We start from the raw sequence: 17557 nt of genomic DNA, 5'->3' as shown, positions 1-17557 counted from the left end.
CAAATTTTTTAACAACGGGGTAATTTATTTTGGTTCCATTGAAAATTTCACACCCACGACCAGTTTCCCGGTTGATTTGCCATTATCCGAGACAATGCGAATCTTACCGTAATCGTCCTGGTTTCGGCCGAGTCGCTGAATCGCCTTCGGACCTGGAATCAATTTGATCTCCAGCGGATACAGCGTCATCGATGAACGCACGAGTTTTTCGCCAAACGTTGCCTCGACGATCCCCTCCGGTTCAACACTTTCAATGCTGAGAGTTGTATTGTCGCGATCTTGGCCCTTTAGCACAACAAAGGTTTTCGCTGTAAAGGGACCTTCGGGCGGAACTTCTCCGAAATCATAGATATAGTTGCCGCCTTCGGAACCAGTCAGCTTCGGATTTGGGATCATGCTGAGCGATCCGACGATCTTGCCTGTGATCGGCGTGACTAAAAACTTTCGCTCGTCCTCGTCGGTTGCATCCGAGTCGGATTGTTCTTGAATGAAACCAAACATTGCGTTTTGCGAAACGGGTCCCTGCTTCATGCCGGGGTTGATCTTGATCGAGATATCAAATCCCTGCAACGCCGACGAGCTTGCTCCATCGGCTTCGGAGGGTTCGAACGGTTCAATCGTGATTTCGGACAATTCATTCAGCGCATCGCTGCTAAATTTGAATGTCGGATCTTTGATCGGTGGATCCATGTAGCTGTAGACTTTGGCGGTCAGCGTCACCGTTTCGTCGGCCGACACATCGCCAAAGGTCAGTGCGTCGGGAACCATTTCCAAGTCGCCGACGACGCGGCCTTGGATTTTCAAATCGATGGCGTAGTGCTTTGGATCATTGGTCAACAGTTGAGCCGATTGTCCGAACGTTTTCGCGTCGGTTTTTACATCCCATTCCAAGCGAACTTCGGTTTGTTCGCCGGGCTTGAGCACGTCGTTGTCCAAGGTGCCCAGGGTGCACTTACAAGTCGTTGCCCCCAAGCGGAGTTTTAGGTCTCCCTCGCCCGTGTTTTTGATCACAAACGTGTGCTCGCCCTTGGTCCCGGGCGCCATGGTGCCGAAGTCGTACGTGCTGCCGTTGGGCAAATCGACTTGCGGATTTTTGGTCTGTGCGACTTGGGTGTAGTAATCATCGATGTTTTCGCCGGTGATATCACCGCCGTAAACCATTTCGCCCATGCGAGCATCGCGATGACCGTAAGCTGCGTAATTAATCCCCCATCCGGCTGCGGAACCGGCGACCGCCACGATGGCTAACAGCACCCAAAATCTGTTCATGATTCAACCGTTATCTGATGTAGAGGAGACGAGGGAGGAGTTCGAGATTTGAGGATGGAAAATGAATGGGTTACCGTACGTCGGTGTGCCCTAATTGGTTCATCAATAACTCGCTGGCAGGACGTCTTTTCGGTTCGTTTGCCGCAGCGATGCCGATTTGACTTGCTTCTAGGATCATTTGATTTTCTAACATCCGGTCCATGGTGAAACCAAGCCCCGAGAGCCACTCGGCTCGCTGGGCCGCCGCGGCTGCGTTGGCCGAGTCGCCAGCGGCCCGTAAAACCTCGGCCAATTGGGCTGCCATCCACTGATTCGAGGGGCTCCAGGCGGCCGCTTGGCGAAACGTTTCCAAGGCGTCCTGCAAATCTTCGTCTTGGCCAAATCGCTGAAAAACGTGCAATTGGGCGATCCCCAATTCGCGATAAACGCTCGGATCCTCGCCCGCTCGTTGCTTGGTTTGATGAACCAGCGTTTGCCAAGTGCTTCGGCGAGTGGCTGCGGTGGCGTCGTCTTTGGTTGCGGCGGCGACGATTTGCCGGCGATAGGCGTCCGCACGCCAACGGGCCGCTTCAGCGGACCACGGATCCGCCTCCATCGCCTTGGTCAACAAACGATCCATTTCCTCGAAATCACCGGCCACACGCGGACGTGACAGCTGCTTGAGTAATCGCTGTTGCTGCGAAACGGGCAAAATCGACATCCATACCAACCCGCCAAGCAACAGCACGCTGGCGGCAGATCCGAGTTTGCTCCACTTTCGCTCTCGCCAATTCCTGAGCGTGTGATCGGCATCGTCGCCGAGATCCGTGGCGGCGTTTTCAGTTTCCCCCGCTGTGATTTTGCCCGTTGTGATTTTGACGGAGGCAGGTTTGGCGACCGTGCGGCAGATCACCGCCGCGACAAGCCACACACAAATCGCTACCCCAGGCACAGTCCATCCGCCCGCGATCGACAAATGGACCAGGATCGACAGCAACGTCGCCGCAGCAAGCGTGTGAAGATGGCGGTCGCTAAACCGGCGAAGGTGTTTCCATGTCAAGACGATCCCCGCGATACTGAGCGGCACCCCAAACAGATCGGCTTCGATATCAGGAATACTCAACACGATAAAGCCGACGATCCAGACCATCGCGAAGCTGACGGCGGCACCGAGCCAGACGATGATCGCCGCGTTCCACCATCGCTGAGCCGCTGGGTCGGGCGTGTCTTTGCATTCGCTCAGCTGATCACGACGAGTTTTCCAGCACGCGAGGACCGCGACGGTTAAACAAACCAACAACCCCGCTGCGATCCATCCACCGCTGGCTAACGTTTCGAAAAAGAAGTTATGAGGTTCTGCGATTTGCTCGTTCGCACTGGGCTCGCGAAAACGCTCGTAGATCATTTGGTAATTTCCCGGCCCCGCACCAAACAGCGGCATCTGAGTGACCATCGCCATCGTGCTGCGCCAGTACTGGATTCGAAACGCAAGCGACGCGGGGGCCTGTTCGACCCATTCGCGATCACCCCAGATCACGATTCCGCCAACAACGATCGCGGCAAGCAAGCCGGCCGATGCCAACGCAATCACGATCGTGCGTCGGTGTCGCCCAAAGCTCATCGACGCAAAGAACAGAAACACGGCGCCGATAAACACCGCCAACACAGCCGAACGGCTTCGCGTCGCCAACAACGAAATCGCCAGTAGCGCCGTCAAGCCAATCCAACACACGCGCTGGGGCACTGACATTTGCGATGCGTGAAACCAGAGCCCCGAAATTGAAATCATGAGTCCGACGACCAAGACGCCGGCAAGCGAATTTGCCAGAGCAAACGTCCCGGTGGGGCCTCCGTCACGCAAACGATTTTCGAACACAATTCGTTCGGACGATCCCGGTGGCGCCTCGATCCCAGCAAGCCGCAGCATCTGCTCTGGATTTCGTTGGTAAGCGGCACGCATTTCCGGCAGACTGATGAATTGTTGATGCAGCCCGTGAACGGCTTGTGCTACCGCACATCCCAACAACAGCGTGATGATCCCACGCACCACCATCGGCTGAGCGAACAAGCGACGTGCGGCAAAAAAGATCGACGCGGCGCTGACCCAAATCCACGCTTCGTTGGTGGCAAACCGCAGGTTCCCTGGCGGGCTGCTGCCAAAGGCCGCAATCATGATCCACCCGGCAAGCAACCATGGCACCCAATCCAACGCCAGTGAAACGGGGTGCGAGACGGCTTCCTTTCGGAATCGTTTTCCAAACGAATTCCCGATCAAAACGACGATCGAAAACGCAACAAACCACAGCCCGTCGCCATTTTCCACCGCGACACTGTCGCTGGGGTAATACTGCGAATAAACCAATGCGGCCGCCAACACGAACACCGCGATTCCGCTTGGCAGATTTGCAAACCGAGGGCGGGGCGGATCGATGACCGCATCAAATAGAGTCGGATTGCCATTGGAATGTGTCTCGGCGGCGACCGATGTGTTCGCGAGTTTTGCGTCGCTGCGGCCGCTCGGACTGTGTCCGCTTCGGCTTTCTATTTTTCGTCGCTTTGCCACTGAGTCGATTCCAAGATGATCACAAGCAATAACATGCACCCCACAATCCCGATCACCATGATCGCTTGCGTTAGTTCCACATGCGTTAGCAAAATCGAAGCCAATCCACAGGTGCCAGTGACCAAGTAGATCGTCAATACCGCTTGGGTCCGGCTTAGACCGAGTTCGACCAAGCGGTGCGAGAAATGGCTGCGGTCGCCCACAAACGGGCTTCGCCCTTGGCGGATCCGAATCCACAGCACCGTGGTCATGTCATAGAGCGGCACCGCCATCGCACATAGCGGCGCCAACATCGCATGCGGTCGTGATCCGTCACTCGATGCATAGGTGGCCATCAACATCGAAACGGCAATCAGAAAACCCACCAAGTAGCTGCCACCATCCCCCATGAATATTTTGGCGGGGGGTCGGTTGTGCCACAGAAAACCAAGCAGCGAACCACACACGACCAACAACATCGCCGCCACGAACAATTGCGGCTGCGAGGTTCCTGGGTCGGTGGTCGTCAACATCACGATCGCCATCGATGTGGCGATAATTGCCGCCACGCCTCCGCTGAGCCCATCCATGTTGTCAAGCATGTTGAACGAATTGATCAGCCCCACGATCCAAATCACCGACAACACCTTGGTCAGCCAGGCAATACTGATGAATGCCGTCAATCCAAAATTCAATCCGTAGACCACAAACGCGGCCACGGCAAACTCGACCGCCAACCGCAACCAGGGATTCACGCCGCCGCGATCATCGATCACGCCAAGAATCGTCAGCACGGTGCCTGCGGCGAGCAGCCACCACAATTGCGTGACACGCGACCACACGCCTTCCAAATGCGGAACGACTTGATCGGGCAAGTGCGATTGCAGGGCGACGTTGTTGCGAACCAGCGCGACTGCCAACGTGCCCAACGCGAACGTCACCACGATGCCGGCCCAAATCCCAATGCCGCCCCCAAGCGGCGTCACGTTGGTATGCGTGCTGTGACCGCCCGGACGCGCGACTAAACCTAGCTGCACTGCAAAACGGCGAACCGGGTAAATCGTAAGCAGAGAAACCACAAACGGGGGGAGGACCGTCACAGCGATCAACCATCCAAGCCACTGCGAGAGATCCAACGCAACCACCCTATGAGAAAACGACCGATTTAAAACGGCTCAATCTATCAAGAAATGCAGCGTCGAGGTACGTGGTACCCCAGGTTGGGCAAACGATCCGAGATAACTTCGGTGTTTTCGGACGCCGATTTTATGGCGGTTGTGTTGATTAGGGGTTAGCGGGGTGGGAAAGGCGGATTGATCGGGATCGGTGGAACGAACTGCGGGTTGGGAATCCCACCCTGCTGGAAAATTTGATACGCACTCGGATTTTCTTTTTTTAGCGTGTCTTCGTTCTTGTACGTTTTGGTGGGGCTCGGTTTGCCCGCGTTCGTTTCGGTCACCTCGATACTGCCATCGGCCTTGCCCGCCACTTTGATCGTCTTGTTGTTTTCGGTCACCTCGACCGATTTGATCCCGTTATTGAATTGAATTCTGATCGTTCGTCGCGCCCGAGGTTGTTGGTTCAGTCCGCCCACCTGAATACGGATGCCTGCTTGCAATGGATTTCGCAAAAGGGCTTGGCGACGAACGACAGCTCCGCCGGGAACAAACGGGTTCAGCTCGTCCCAATCGTTGGAATCGGGTTCCAACAACCGTTTGGCTCTTTGTGCGACCTTGGCCGATTCACTTTGCGAAAGCGACTGCAACGTTTCGCGGGCGGCCAGCTCGAGATGCGTGTCGTTGCCGATCAAGTGCTGCTGCAGGATGTCAAAGGCCCGGTCAGCCACTTCGCGGCTTTCGCTATGCGTCGCGGTCGCCAATTTCTCGATCGCTTGTTTGCCCAGCGAATGAAGTTGACGCATCGCACGTTGGCGATGACTGAATTTGGCCGAATCAAGTTGCTGGATCAACGATTCGACAAGTTGGTCGCCGCTGCGGCCGCTGCGATGATGATCCGCCGCAGTGGCTGCTACGACCGAAGCCGATATCAGCCCCCACATCACAATCCAGGTGGTCAGTTTTGGTGGCATCAGAGTTTCCTGTGGAAATGAGATCGCGGCACCTTCCATTGAACCCGATTGTAGCGTTTCACGCCACGTTGTTTGGATCGATTGTGTCGAATCGCTAGGTGATCAAGACACCGATCGTGGTTTGAGCGGAAAGACACGCTCGGGGTACCAAGACGGATCGTATTGCTTAGTCTTGCCGCGAACAATCGCAATCAACCGTCCGTCGGTTCGAATCGCCGCAGCGATACCTTCGTCGGTCGGATCCGAGGACTCGATCGGTCCGGCATCGCCGGTTAGCGGGTCAATTGGCGTATAAAACGCGGTGCCAAACACGTTCAAACCGTTGATCAATCTCATTGCGTCTTCGTCGTTGACGGACAAATGCGGTAAATGTTCGACACCCAATCGCGCGGGCTGGACAAATGCCTCCAAATCGTCGTGGCGGATTTGCTCGATGGAAATGGCGTCGGCCATAGCAAACGGTCCAATTCGAGTGCGAACCAGGTGAGTCATCACCGCATGTGCTCGGACACTTGCAGCCAAATCGACGCCTAACGAGCGAACATACGTACCTGAACCACAGGTGATATCGAGCTGGATGTTGGGATAGTCGTATTTCAAGACTTTGAAGTCATACACTTGGACTTTGCGCGAAGGCACGTCGACTTGTTCGCCGTTGCGAATTCGGTCGCAGGCGCGTTTGCCATCGATCCAGATCGCGGAATATGCCGAGGGGACTTGGACGACTTCACCGGTCAACGATTTTGCGCCCGCGACAAGCGATTCGAGCGTCGGGACCGGGTCATCGGGATGTTCGGTCAACGGTTGCTCGAGGTCTCCCGATTCGCTTTCGGCCCCCAGCCGAAACGAAGCCAAGTATTGTTTGGGGTAGTTCTGCACAAACGAGGTCAACCGAGACGCGCGACCGACCCCGAGCACCAAGACGCCTTCGGCCAGAGGATCGAGTGTCCCAGAGTGCCCCACCTTGTGCGGCCGCACTCGCCGCGCGGCAATGTTGACGAGATCACGCGACGTCATTCCAGACGGCTTGATGCAATTGATAAATCCGAACACGACTGCGTTTACTTTCCTTTGGGGCGAAACGCGGCCAAGCGATCCGGCTTGGTTTCAATGCGTGGGCCCTCGATCAGGTCCACACAATAGGGAATTGCAGGGAACACGGCGTCCAAACACTCGGCGATCGCCGACGGTTTGCCGGGCAGATTGACGATCAAGCTCGAGCCACGGATCCCCGCGGTTTGTCGCGACAAAATGGCGGTCGGGACATGCTCGAGCGAAACCTTACGCATCAATTCGCCGAATCCGGGCATCATTTTTTCGCACACCGCTTCGGTGGCTTCGGGGGTAACGTCTCGTTTTGCCGGTCCCGTGCCGCCGGTGGTCACGACGAGTGAACAGTGCGATTGATCGCACAGTTCGATCAATGCAGACTCGATCGATTGCACATCATCCGAGACAATTCGAGCATCGGCAGTCCATTCGCAATCGAGAACCTCGTTCAAGTAGTCATGGATGGCGGGGCCGCCGCGATCTTCGTATTCACCGCGACTGGCGCGATCCGAGACGGTCAATATTCCTATTCGTATCGGTTGCAAAACAGAGGGTCCTTGCGGTCGCTAAAAGGATCAATCGAGAAATTCGCTAGCGTCGCTTGCGATAGCCATGCATCAGCAGGACGCGGTCGTGGGGTGGTTGGGGGACTCGAGTGCTGCGTGTACTTGGGAACCAAGCGGCTGTGCTCGACAATGGCGTTCAAAAAGACTCGCCGGATCGCATCGTATCCGCGGTCGTTGGGATCTTCGATATTGGTAAAGAACCAATAATGAGGGTCGTTTGCATCATAGTTCGCACGCCAAAATTGACGGCAATGCGATCCGTGTCCAAGGAACGTCTGGTACAGATCAACGACGTGAACGTGGTCTCGCGACCGGGCAACGTCGCGGATCACTTGATTGTATTGAGCGTGGATCGCCAATCCATCGGGCCAAGCGGGCAAGAAAATGCTTGGCGCATCGCCCACTCCATCGGTTGGATCGTAAATGTCCGCGATAAAAATCTCGCAGCCTAGTGGGAAGCGTTCTTCGAGTTCGTCAAACATGGTCGCCAGGCGAGTGCGGAAATTGGCGATCCACGGCTGGGCCTGCTCGAGCGTCGCCGAGTACATCGCACATTCCCTTGGTGCACTTCGCCCATAGCTATGGATCAAGTCGTTACCGCCAGAGGTCATCAAGACGATCCCGCGAGCGTCATGGTAAACCGGGATCGTGTTTTGAATTACATCCAGATGGGTTTGCGACTCCGAACCTGAAATGGCGAAATTTTCAGCCGTTAGATTCGGCAGCACTTTGGACAAGCAAACGCCGCGGAGTTCTGCGTACTCGTCATCGGGGGTTTGGATGACGCGGTTGAAAAAACTGTGGCTGGGCGTTTTCGCTCCTAACCCGGCAGTGATACTGTCGCCGACGCCGATGATTTGGATCGGTTCATCAGACCAGACCTTGTGAAACGATCGGATGTCGACTTGAGGCCCCGCGGGACCCTCACCCACCGGTCGGGCCAGATGAAATTCGATGTAACCAAGTACGCCCGCGACGACTAGTACGGCGGTCGTTAGCAGAACGTACAGCCGAGTTCGTTTACGTTTCGAAGGATTAGACATCTTGCTCGGTCTCGCGGCGGTGCTCGAGGATCCTTCGATTGTAGGCTGCGATGGTTTCTTTACGTCCCAAAAAACCGAGTAACTTCGTTGGATTTTCGGGATCGACCACCGGCAGTTCATCGACGTTCAGCGTCGTGAACTGTTGCATCGCCGTGTTCAAGTCATCGTCGGGCGAGACGCGATAGAATTCGCTGATCATCACATCACGCGCGTTCGCCAATCGCCACAGCGTTTCATCATAGAGATAAGCGCGGACGTCATCGGCGGAAAACAATCCGACCATCGCATCGTTCGAGTCGACGACGGGAAAGTAGTGCTGGTTGGTTTCCGCCAAACGGTGCACGATTTCGTCAAGCGTTTCCCCTTCGTGGATCATCAACAACCGCCGGCCTTTGAGATAGACGTCTTTGACCGCCAACCCCTCGAGCACATCGACAAGAAAATCGCCTCGGTGTGCCGGAGACTCCAGTCGCGAGGCAACTTGATGCGTGTACAAAATCCACTTGGATGAAAACACAAACGTGATCGCGCAAACCAGCATCGTGGGTACCAACAATCCAAAGTCGCCTGTCAATTCGCGAATGAGGATGATGGTCGAGATCGGAGCTCGCGCGACGCCCGAAAAGAAGCCTGCCATCCCGACCACGGCATAGGCTTCGGGGTAGGGAACCCATTCGGGAAACATGGCATGAGCCGCTTGACCGAACGCCGCTCCGGCACAGCCGCCAATCACCATCAACGGGCCGAACACACCCCCGGAACCGCCCGAACCGATCGACAGCGACGTCGTTAACATCTTCACGACGGCCACCGTCGCCAAGATGCCAATCGTCAATCCGCTATCGCCGTTAAGTGCGTGTTGCAGCGTGCCGTAGCCGGTACCCAACACGCCCAGGATTTCCGCGTTGTGGCCGCTGTAGACGAACAGACTAATTCCCACCAAACCTGCCACCAGGGCGCCAAGGGCGGGGCGAAGGTGCGGCCACAGCGGTGCGGCTTCAAACAGTTTTTGAGTGGCATGGAAGAAGCGGACATAAAACGCCGCCATGAACATCAGGATGATTGCCAACAGTGTGTAAGGCAACAACTCGATGGGCGAGTCAAGAGTGTGAGCAAGATCGTTTCCGAAAATCGGCTGGAATCGCACTTCGGGCGAAATCGATCGCGTATAAACACTGTAGGCGACAATCGACGCAATCGCGCTGGGCACGATCACATCGGCTTCCATATCGGCATCGCTGTACAAGATTTCGGCGGCAAAGATCGCACCGGCAAGCGGCGCGCGAAACATCGCGCCGACCCCGGCACCCACACCCGCGGCCAACATGATGCGGCGATCGGTTGACGAAAGATGAAATCGGTCGGCGATCGTCGATCCGATGCCGGCTCCGATCTGAGCAATCGGGCCTTCGCGGCCTCCCGATCCACCGGTACCCAGCGTGACCGCTGATGCAATCGTTTTGACCCAAGGCACCCGCGCATTGACCATCCCTTTGCGATTGTGAAACGCGTCGACCGCGGCATCGGTCCCCGCTCCACTCGCTTCGGGGGCGAACCAGTGGACGAGCAGACCCGAGACCAAGCCGCCAAGAGTAATCACGACGACGACCATCCAGGGCGAAAACGCAAGGTTCGCGCTGTCAAAGAACTGGTGTTCGCCGATTGAACCCTCTGGGGGGTAGCCCGCAAATTCGCCGCGCGTGTAGCGGCGAACCGCTTGTGTGGTCCACTCAAATGCGATCGACGCCACCCCGACCGCTAGCCCGACAAGCAGTGCGAGCAGTGACCAGCGGCCTGATGCATTGAGTTTCAAGGCACGAAATGGCCGAACTGGAAATTTCACCGAAACGGAGCAGACAATGAGAGGAGACGAATGGTTCCAGCCGCGTCGGTCCTCGACACGCTGCAGAAACCCAGAAGCCCATCACTATAAAACGAGGAAGCAATTTCACGAAAGGAGCCTTCGTCTCGGAAGTCGGCTTTTTCTGTGTCGCCTGCCATCCGGGCTGTCCTAGGCCCTGCATTCTTGCGAGTTGATCAAGATTTCTCGCGAGTAAAACGTTCGGTTTCAGAACCGAGTGTTCACCGGCGATAGCTAGCGAACGATCTTATTTGCATCATGACGACGAAATCGTGCCCATTTTGCGTCACCGTATTTGTCGATATCTTCTAGTTCAGCCCCCCCCCCCCCTCTTTTTGCGATGTGCGCGCCGATGAATGATCCCACACGTGACGAGAATTCGTTCGCTGCAAAACCAGACGATGTGAATGCATCCGTTTGCGAGCTGACCTACGTCGATCCTCCCTGGTACCGCCGCGAGGATTGGGTGGCGGTGATCGTTGGATTGAGTCTGCTTGGGTTGGCGGTCCTTTCTATCGCCGTCACGGTTCCGGATGCCGAATCGACCAGCAGTAGCCTGGTTCATCCCTGGGCCGATTGGATGGGCACACCCGGTTCGTGGGAATCAAATCCGCTGGATGCGTTGACGGGAATGGTTGTGCCGTTGATCGGATCGTTACTCGCGTGCTGGATCGCCTTTACGGTCGCGGCAGCGATGACGGGACGAAAAATCGTCTCTTTTGCAATCGCGTTTCCGTTTGTGTTTGCCCTGGCGATGATCGCCTATTTGATGGAAGGGCAAACGACCGTCAAACATTTGAATCTGTCGTCGGCATTGTGGGCCATTGTGATCGGTTTGGTGGTCAGCAACACGGTCGGAGTGCCCGGTTGGATGCGGCCCGCAGTTGCGACCGAACTGTATATCAAAACCGGATTGGTCGTGCTCGGCGGCGAGATTTTGTTCGATCGATTGTTGGCCCTCGGAGTCCCCGGGATTTTTGTGGCCTGGGTCGTCACGCCGATCGTGCTGTGTACGACGTTTTGGTTTGGCCAACGGGTGTTGAAAATGGAATCCAAGACGTTGAACATGGTGATCAGCGCCGACATGTCGGTGTGTGGGGTCTCTGCAGCGATCGCGGCATCGGCAAGCTGCAAAGCCAAGAAAGAGGAGTTGTCGCTGGCGATCAGCATGTCATTGCTGTTCACCGTCGTGATGATGATTGTGATGCCGTTTGCGGTCCAGTGGATCGGGCTCGACCCCATCGTCGGTGGCGCGTGGATCGGAGGCACGATCGATTCGACCGGTGCAGTGACTGCCGCCGGTAAAGCCCTTGGCGAAGATGCCGAGAAGATCGCCGTAACCGTCAAAATGATTCAAAATATCTTGATCGGCGTCGCATCACTCGGCATCTCGATCTATTGGGTCGCTTGCGTGCAACCGCAAAGCGAAGGCAAACCGGCGGGCATCGCCGAGGTGTGGCGACGATTCCCGCGATTTGTCATCGGTTTTCTGGTCGCATCGGTCGCGTTCACCCTGCTGAACGCGTATCTGAGTCATGGCGAAGAGATCATCAATGCGACCACGAAACAGGCGACCAAGGGACTACGCAATTGGTTCTTCTGTCTCGCGTTTGTCAGTATCGGGTTGGACACTCGGTTCGCCGATCTGTTGCCTCAGATCAAAGGTGGTAAGCCGATGATCCTTTACCTCTGTGGGCAATCATTGAACTTGGTGCTGACGTTGGCGATGGCCTATTTGATGTTCGGAGTGCTTTTCCGTGATACGATTGAAGCGATGTTGGCGAAGTGAGCGATCGTGAAAACAGAGTCAGAAAGAAGTATGGACGACGCGGCGAAACTACAACCGAATCCAACACGCGGGGCACTTCAATTGTTGCTTGCGATTGGGGTGTTGGTTGTCTTGTGGTGCGTTGTTTTGCCTTGGGTGGGGACGACTCGCTACGTAAAACCGATCATCGAACACAACCAGCGTTGGGGAATCGATCCAACGGCATTGTTTTATACCGATGTCGAAACGATGACGTATCGAGACCATCTGCTACGCCGGCCGCAGCGGTAGAGCAAAGGATTGGGGGTGGTCGATCATGTGCCGGATGCGCTAAATAGCGAAGCGACCCCACGCGAAGCGACGCCGCCGACGCCAAGCCAAGGTCCAGAGCAGCGGCAGGCCGGTTTTAAGGATGCTGATCGTGGCGTCATCAAGCCAAGCGTCATCGATTCTGCAGCGACGGCTTCCCGCCGTCCGAGCCGTTGCCTCGGAGGGACGGGGATGATGTTTATGTAATGATCGAGTCGGAATCGCAAGCGGATGTTGCGGTGTCGGTCGATACCGCTGCGGTCGAACCCTATTCCAAAAGGGTCGATGCATCCTATTTCGATCTTGGAAAATGAATCGCTGCCGAGAGCATTGCTGGCCGAGATTGAAGAGCACGCTCGCAAGTATTTTGTGTGAAAAATGTGCTGCCGCTTCCTTTCTTGGCACTCAGTACGGAGATGTCGCCCACCGCGGCAATCGTGTGTTTTATACTGATTAACACGATTCAATTTGTTAATGGAAACGCCATCGAGCAGCAGGTGATGGGCAAGTCATTTGACGTCCGCCCTACTGTGTTGCTGTTGGGATAGTTTTTTTCGGATTGATCCGGGGAATCGTTGGCATGTTTCTGGCGACTCCTATCGTTTCGATCTTGAAAACTGTGTTGCAGCAGAGTCAATCGGGCCGACCGATCGCCGAATGGATGGCCGGTCGAATCGATGCTGCGAACCACGCGAGATAATGGCCCGGGGCACTCACTCGCGTTCGGAACAGCGTCTATAATGATGCTCCCGCCTTGATCCGCAAATAGACTGTAATCGCTGATGCCCCCCCTACACGTTGAAGCAACCTTTCACACGTCATTGCCACAGCGAGAGGGGGTGACCACGATCGTATTGACCACGCTGAACGTGATTGGCGTTTTGGTGGGCTATATGATCACGATGCTGCTGGCACGGCAATTGGCGGACGACGACTTTGAACAGTATGTCGGGGCGATCGCGACGTTGGGGCTGCTGGCATCGCTTGGTGAGGCGGGGTTTGGAAAATACGGACTGCGTATTGTTCCGGTCTATGTGGCGGGCGACCAACCCAGTCCGCTGCGTGGTTATTTGCGGTTTGCTTATGGCGGCACGCTGCTGATGAGTTTGTTGGTGGGATTGGGGGTCGCGTTGATGCAGATCCCCGTACTCGAAACAAACCATCGCAACGTCATGTTCTTGGCAATCGTTTCCTTGCCGGTGGTTGCCGCCGCGGGGGTGACGATCGATTTGTTGATGGCGTTTCAAATGGCAACGCGAGCGACGTTGATCTCGCGAGTCTTGGTGCCGTTGACCACGTTGGCATTGGTGGGATTCACCACGATCGAAGTGGGAATCACGCCATTTCGCGCGGTGCTGTGTTTTTGTATCGGCAGCATGGTGGGGCTGATCATCGCGATGTCGCTATTGGTTGGTCGGTCGCGTCACTATGCGGAAAAGGTGATCGACCCATCGGTGAGGTCGACTTGGGCGCGTGACAGTTTTTCGTACCTCGTGTTTTACGCATTGATCGCCTGGCTTTTTCGCGCGACGTTGGTGGTGGCTTACCACGTGCCACACCAAGGTCATGAGGTCGCCATCTTGGCGCCTGCATTTGAAACCGGATGTTTGATTTTGTTGCTTGCCAAGGCGACGGACAAGTACTATCAGCCGACGATTGCGCTGGGGATCGAAACATCACAGTGGCGCCGCTTGACCGAAATGCGGCGGACGCGATTCTGGGTGATTAGCACCGGGGTGCTGATGTTCCTGGTCGTCGTGATTTTCGCAGGTGACGAAATTCTGATGTTGTACGGCGAGCGTTTTTCCGACAGTTACGTCCCGCTTTGTATCGTCGCATTTGGCTCGAGCGTGTGGACGCTCTTTTCACTCTCGCCGACCTTTTTGCTTTTTGCAGGCGAACGACGAACGCTATTGTCGCTGTTGTGTATCCACGCGGTGGGCTTGGTGGTCTTGCTGGTTTTGTTTTTCCAAGCCTTTGGAGCCGCCGGGGCCGCAGCCGCCTATGCGATTTCGATCAGCTCGTTTGCGATTTCAAACTTGTTGTTCGCGAACCGACATTTTCGCAAACTGCGAGCCCAGAGCATGAGCCGGAAGCGAAAAACACGCAGTCCAGTGGCAAGTCAAAACGATTCGCAAGCGGATCGAGTGCCCGAGTCCAAGTCGCCTCGCTGAATGGCAAGACGCTTTGCGGATCTGCGATGACGGTGGGCCTGCGATGTCGCGATCTTTTCAAGGATTGAGCGGGCTCGCCGACGAGTTGGTGGTCTCCGGCGTGTCCGTCAAACCTTCACCGACTATCGTCGTGGCGTGTAAGGAGGTGGGGTGTAGGGGGGATAATCCGCAGGCGATTGCCCGGGATAAGGACTGGTGCTGGGCGTCGTTCCGTAATTCGGGGCGGGACCGGTGCTTGGATAAGGTCCCGCATCGTATTGGCGGTTGTCGTAAGCGGGGTAATCGCGTGGGGCTTCTGCTTGGTTGTAACGAGGGCCGGTGGTGGGCGTGTAATCTTGGTATTGCGATTGGTACGAATCGGTGGGGCCGGGATAGGATCCGGAATCGTAGTTGGGGGAATACGGTTGGCCGGCGGACGATGGAGCATCGGGGTAATCGGAACGCTGTGAATCGCGGCGGTCAAGGATTTCACGTCCTTTGTCGATTGCCCGGCGTGCGTCTTCGCGAATTTCTGCGCGATTGATATCGATTCGCGTGTATTCGCCGTCACGTTGGATTTGAAACCAGCCCGCGGCTGATGCACCTGCGACTAACATGGCGAGGATGATGATATTTCGCATGTTCGATTCCGTTCGGAAGTGAGATTCAGTTCGTGCCGCTGTTGTCTCAACTTATCGCGCTGAGAGCGAGAGCAGTTTTCGGGAATCACCATGCCAAAGTTTTGCGTGCTAGCAAAGAAGCTCGCGTTTTACATCAGGATATCGATGTAGCCGGCTGCCAATTGCTGCTGTAATTCGACCGCTTGATTGACCAATTCGACGGCCGTATTGCCAGGAGTGTTCGGGGCCGGAGGACGACCCGAGGGAAGTGTTTCGGCGACACGATCTTCGCTCCGCTGAGTCAAGCGGCTCTTGGACGGATCTTGCACTTCCGAAACGTGTGGCGGCGCCGTTTCTAAGATGGCGAGTGGACGGTGAGATAGCCCGAATGAATCGACCATGGCAGCGTACGAAATGAGTGAAGATCATCGTCGATCACTCAAGGACCGATGATGGACAGAAAGTTGTGACAAACAACATCCGATTTTTCCCCCGCTGCTGGTCACAACGCTTGCGAAACCGAAGTCTCGAGCGTTGTGATTCCTAAACCCGTATTCAAACTCTAGCTTGCGTTTTTGCCCGAGGCGGTCGAGAAAATCAAAAAAAGTTTCGATTTGCCGCCCGCAACATCGCGATCACTTTTCCTTCGCTGGCGCAGGCAGTTCCAGATAAATGACCTTCGGTTTCCCCAGCGGGACACGAAACGTTTTGATCGACGGCGTCCGCGGCTGGCCGACACGCGAGGCAGCGGAAGCCCGGTAATCCACTTGCAGAATCACCGTATCGAGTGACGTCCGATCGCGAAGGACGCGTTTTAGATCTTCGACGTTGCGGACTGGCTGCCCATCAATCGCGACGATCCGGCCCCCCGGCCGCACCCCCGCTGCCGCGGCTCCGCTGTCAGGATAAACCGTATTGATGACAGCCTGCTCGGCATTCACATTCAATCCGAGTCGAGGACGCTCTGCTTGGGGCGCGTTGGATTGGCGTGACGGCGCTGCCGCTGGTTTTACGCTGGGCAAACTTGGTTGAGCCGGCTTGCCCCGAGTCGCTCGCGGCGGAGGCAATGTCCCCTCCATTTGCGTGGGTCGTTTAACCGGCTCGGCTGGTTTAGCTGAGTCGGCTCGTTTGACGGGCGCTTCGGCTTTGACGGGCACTTCGGCTTTGATGGGCTCGACAGGCCTGACCGCAGCACGACTGGCTGGATCGTCGCCCCATACTGGTTGCGGGCTCGCGGTAGGCAAAACACCGGCAACCACAATGGCGATGACAAGCCTCTTCGCAATACGTTTGAATTGAAACATTCCAGCAAACTCTCCCTTTCTGGCCAACGACGCTGGCGGTAACGGCGAAACGCCCATTGGCAATGCGATTTCCTATGGTCCCCCCATTAGTCTAGCGGATTGCCGCGGCCGCCCCGCGCGTGATCACGGCAAAAACCAGCGAAAATGTGAGCGAATTGGCAATCCTTGGCTGCGGTCACTCGCGCAGCAGGCAGTCATCGACAAAATGAGCGCCAAACCTTTTTTGTCGTCTGCCCCCGCTTTCGTTCACATCGTCTATAATTCGGACTTCAATAGGAACATCCTCCCCATAACTCTATAGAGAAAAGTCTATGTTACGCTCCACTTTTGCAGGTGTCACTTTGATGCTTCTGTGTTGGTTGACGACGTCCACGGCGGTCGCCAAAGAGCAAGGCGGCGCGCTGGATGTTGGTGACAAGGCGCCTGAGTTTTCGGTCCAAGACGACCAAGGCAAACTCTGGAATTCGGCTGACCATTTCGGCAAGAAGGTCGTCGTGCTTTATTTCTACCCAGCGGATATGACCGGTGGCTGCACCGCGCAAGCTTGTGGTTATCGTGACACGTTGGCTGACTTGGCGTCGCAACAGGTCGAGGTTGTCGGGGTCAGCGGCGACTCGGTCGAGAACCATCAATGGTTCAAAAAGGCACACGAGTTGAACTTTCCCTTGTTGGCCGACGTGGATGGCAAGGTTGCTGAAAAATTTGGAGTGCCAATCACTCGCGGTTCCAAGTCGGTCAAGGCGATCATCGACGGTAGCGAACGGGTTTTAAAACGCGACGTGACGGCCAAGCGATGGACGTTTGTGATCGATCGCGATGGAAAGATCGCTTACCGGGATGACAAAGTCCAAGCCAAACAGGATCCCGCCAAAATTCTTGACGTCGTCAAAAATCTGGAGTGATCCCCTCGCACCGCGTTTGGATCGCTAGCTGCCCGCCCTGGGAACGCTAGCCGCCGCTCGGGCGCGCTAGCCGATTTGATAACTCCCTCCGTTTGATGCCTA

General features: G+C 55.9%; 17 protein-coding genes. 6 read left to right on the top strand and 11 right to left on the bottom strand.

Going from position 1 to position 17557, the window contains the following annotated elements; translation table 11 throughout:
• Positions 1 to 24: 24 nt before the first annotated feature.
• The 8 genes from ABEA92_RS25345 to ABEA92_RS25310 all read right to left on the bottom strand — a co-directional run bounded on the left by ABEA92_RS25345 (position 25) and on the right by ABEA92_RS25310 (position 10381).
• Positions 25 to 1269, bottom strand: a complete 1245-nt coding sequence (locus tag ABEA92_RS25345; protein WP_345687542.1) for a DUF1573 domain-containing protein — start codon at positions 1267 to 1269, stop codon at positions 25 to 27.
• Positions 1270 to 1339: 70 nt separating this feature from the next.
• Positions 1340 to 3811 (bottom strand): O-antigen ligase family protein, encoded by a 2472-nt coding sequence (locus ABEA92_RS25340; RefSeq protein ID WP_345687540.1) that lies wholly within the window; start codon positions 3809 to 3811, stop codon positions 1340 to 1342.
• Positions 3790 to 4890 (bottom strand): MraY family glycosyltransferase, encoded by a 1101-nt coding sequence (locus tag ABEA92_RS25335; protein ID WP_345687537.1) that lies wholly within the window; start codon positions 4888 to 4890, stop codon positions 3790 to 3792. The genes ABEA92_RS25340 and ABEA92_RS25335 overlap by 22 nt, the downstream gene beginning before the upstream one ends.
• A 191-nt stretch (positions 4891 to 5081) precedes the next feature.
• A complete protein-coding gene (locus ABEA92_RS25330) occupies positions 5082 to 5879 on the bottom strand; it encodes a hypothetical protein (protein ID WP_345687535.1) in 798 nt (265 codons plus the stop codon).
• A gap of 102 nt (positions 5880 to 5981) precedes the next feature.
• A complete protein-coding gene (truB, locus tag ABEA92_RS25325; RefSeq protein ID WP_345687533.1) occupies positions 5982 to 6932 on the bottom strand; it encodes a tRNA pseudouridine(55) synthase TruB in 951 nt (316 codons plus the stop codon).
• 8 nt (positions 6933 to 6940) lie between these two features.
• Positions 6941 to 7474: a molybdopterin adenylyltransferase gene (mog, locus tag ABEA92_RS25320; protein ID WP_345687531.1), complete on the bottom strand. Its 534-nt coding sequence runs from the start codon at positions 7472 to 7474 to the stop codon at positions 6941 to 6943.
• Positions 7456 to 8538, bottom strand: coding sequence for an SGNH/GDSL hydrolase family protein (locus ABEA92_RS25315; protein WP_345687529.1), 1083 nt, complete (start codon positions 8536 to 8538; stop codon positions 7456 to 7458). The genes mog and ABEA92_RS25315 overlap by 19 nt, the downstream gene beginning before the upstream one ends.
• A complete protein-coding gene (locus tag ABEA92_RS25310; RefSeq protein WP_345687527.1) occupies positions 8531 to 10381 on the bottom strand; it encodes a chloride channel protein in 1851 nt (616 codons plus the stop codon). Before ABEA92_RS25310 ends, ABEA92_RS25315 begins: the two co-directional genes overlap by 8 nt.
• 370 nt (positions 10382 to 10751) lie before the next feature.
• On the opposite strand from ABEA92_RS25310, the gene ABEA92_RS25305 reads away from it, so the two are divergent.
• The 5 genes from ABEA92_RS25305 to ABEA92_RS25285 all read left to right on the top strand — a co-directional run bounded on the left by ABEA92_RS25305 (position 10752) and on the right by ABEA92_RS25285 (position 14650).
• Entirely contained in the window at positions 10752 to 12188 is a 1437-nt protein-coding gene (locus tag ABEA92_RS25305; protein ID WP_345687525.1) for a YeiH family protein, read from the top strand.
• Between the two features lie 30 nt (positions 12189 to 12218).
• Entirely contained in the window at positions 12219 to 12458 is a 240-nt protein-coding gene (locus ABEA92_RS25300) for a hypothetical protein (RefSeq protein WP_345687523.1), read from the top strand.
• Between the two features lie 15 nt (positions 12459 to 12473).
• A complete protein-coding gene (locus tag ABEA92_RS25295; protein WP_345687521.1) occupies positions 12474 to 12683 on the top strand; it encodes a hypothetical protein in 210 nt (69 codons plus the stop codon).
• Between the two features lie 164 nt (positions 12684 to 12847).
• Entirely contained in the window at positions 12848 to 13024 is a 177-nt protein-coding gene (locus ABEA92_RS25290) for a hypothetical protein (RefSeq protein ID WP_345687519.1), read from the top strand.
• Positions 13025 to 13258: 234 nt separating this feature from the next.
• Entirely contained in the window at positions 13259 to 14650 is a 1392-nt protein-coding gene (locus ABEA92_RS25285; protein ID WP_345687517.1) for an MATE family efflux transporter, read from the top strand.
• A 122-nt stretch (positions 14651 to 14772) separates the two neighbouring features.
• Here the strand turns inward: ABEA92_RS25285 and ABEA92_RS25280 are convergent, their stop codons facing one another.
• The 3 genes from ABEA92_RS25280 to ABEA92_RS25270 all read right to left on the bottom strand — a co-directional run bounded on the left by ABEA92_RS25280 (position 14773) and on the right by ABEA92_RS25270 (position 16553).
• Complete coding sequence (locus ABEA92_RS25280; protein WP_345687515.1) at positions 14773 to 15270, bottom strand: hypothetical protein; 498 nt, start codon at positions 15268 to 15270, stop codon at positions 14773 to 14775.
• Between the two features lie 128 nt (positions 15271 to 15398).
• Entirely contained in the window at positions 15399 to 15650 is a 252-nt protein-coding gene (locus tag ABEA92_RS25275) for a hypothetical protein (protein WP_345687513.1), read from the bottom strand.
• A gap of 234 nt (positions 15651 to 15884) precedes the next feature.
• On the bottom strand, positions 15885 to 16553 hold the full coding sequence (locus tag ABEA92_RS25270) for a PDZ domain-containing protein (protein ID WP_345687510.1): 669 nt from the start codon (positions 16551 to 16553) through the stop codon (positions 15885 to 15887).
• A gap of 311 nt (positions 16554 to 16864) precedes the next feature.
• Here ABEA92_RS25270 and ABEA92_RS25265 point away from each other — a divergent pair, with 311 nt between their 5' ends.
• Positions 16865 to 17455 (top strand): peroxiredoxin, encoded by a 591-nt coding sequence (locus ABEA92_RS25265; RefSeq protein WP_345687508.1) that lies wholly within the window; start codon positions 16865 to 16867, stop codon positions 17453 to 17455.
• The last annotated feature ends 102 nt before the right edge of the window (positions 17456 to 17557 follow it).

Origin of the sequence: Novipirellula caenicola, assembly GCF_039545035.1 — a bacterium.
Taxonomy (GTDB): Bacteria; Planctomycetota; Planctomycetia; order Pirellulales; family Pirellulaceae; genus Novipirellula; species Novipirellula caenicola.
Note: the sequence above shows the minus strand (reverse complement) of the source record. Positions and strands in the feature narration are given on the sequence as shown.

Excerpts from the sequence above, each read along its gene's own strand:
- ABEA92_RS25345 (WP_345687542.1), bottom strand. The coding sequence starts at position 1,269 with ATGAACAGATTTTGGGTGCTGTTAGCCATCGTGGCGGTCGCCGGTTCC.
- ABEA92_RS25330 (WP_345687535.1), bottom strand. The coding sequence starts at position 5,879 with ATGCCACCAAAACTGACCACCTGGATTGTGATGTGGGGGCTGATATCG.
- ABEA92_RS25315 (WP_345687529.1), bottom strand. The coding sequence starts at position 8,538 with ATGTCTAATCCTTCGAAACGTAAACGAACTCGGCTGTACGTTCTGCTA.
- ABEA92_RS25305 (WP_345687525.1), top strand. The coding sequence starts at position 10,752 with ATGAATGATCCCACACGTGACGAGAATTCGTTCGCTGCAAAACCAGAC.
- ABEA92_RS25300 (WP_345687523.1), top strand. The coding sequence starts at position 12,219 with ATGGACGACGCGGCGAAACTACAACCGAATCCAACACGCGGGGCACTT.
- ABEA92_RS25285 (WP_345687517.1), top strand. The coding sequence starts at position 13,259 with ATGCCCCCCCTACACGTTGAAGCAACCTTTCACACGTCATTGCCACAG.
- ABEA92_RS25280 (WP_345687515.1), bottom strand. The coding sequence starts at position 15,270 with ATGCGAAATATCATCATCCTCGCCATGTTAGTCGCAGGTGCATCAGCC.
- ABEA92_RS25275 (WP_345687513.1), bottom strand. The coding sequence starts at position 15,650 with ATGGTCGATTCATTCGGGCTATCTCACCGTCCACTCGCCATCTTAGAA.
- ABEA92_RS25270 (WP_345687510.1), bottom strand. The coding sequence starts at position 16,553 with ATGTTTCAATTCAAACGTATTGCGAAGAGGCTTGTCATCGCCATTGTG.
- ABEA92_RS25265 (WP_345687508.1), top strand. The coding sequence starts at position 16,865 with ATGTTACGCTCCACTTTTGCAGGTGTCACTTTGATGCTTCTGTGTTGG.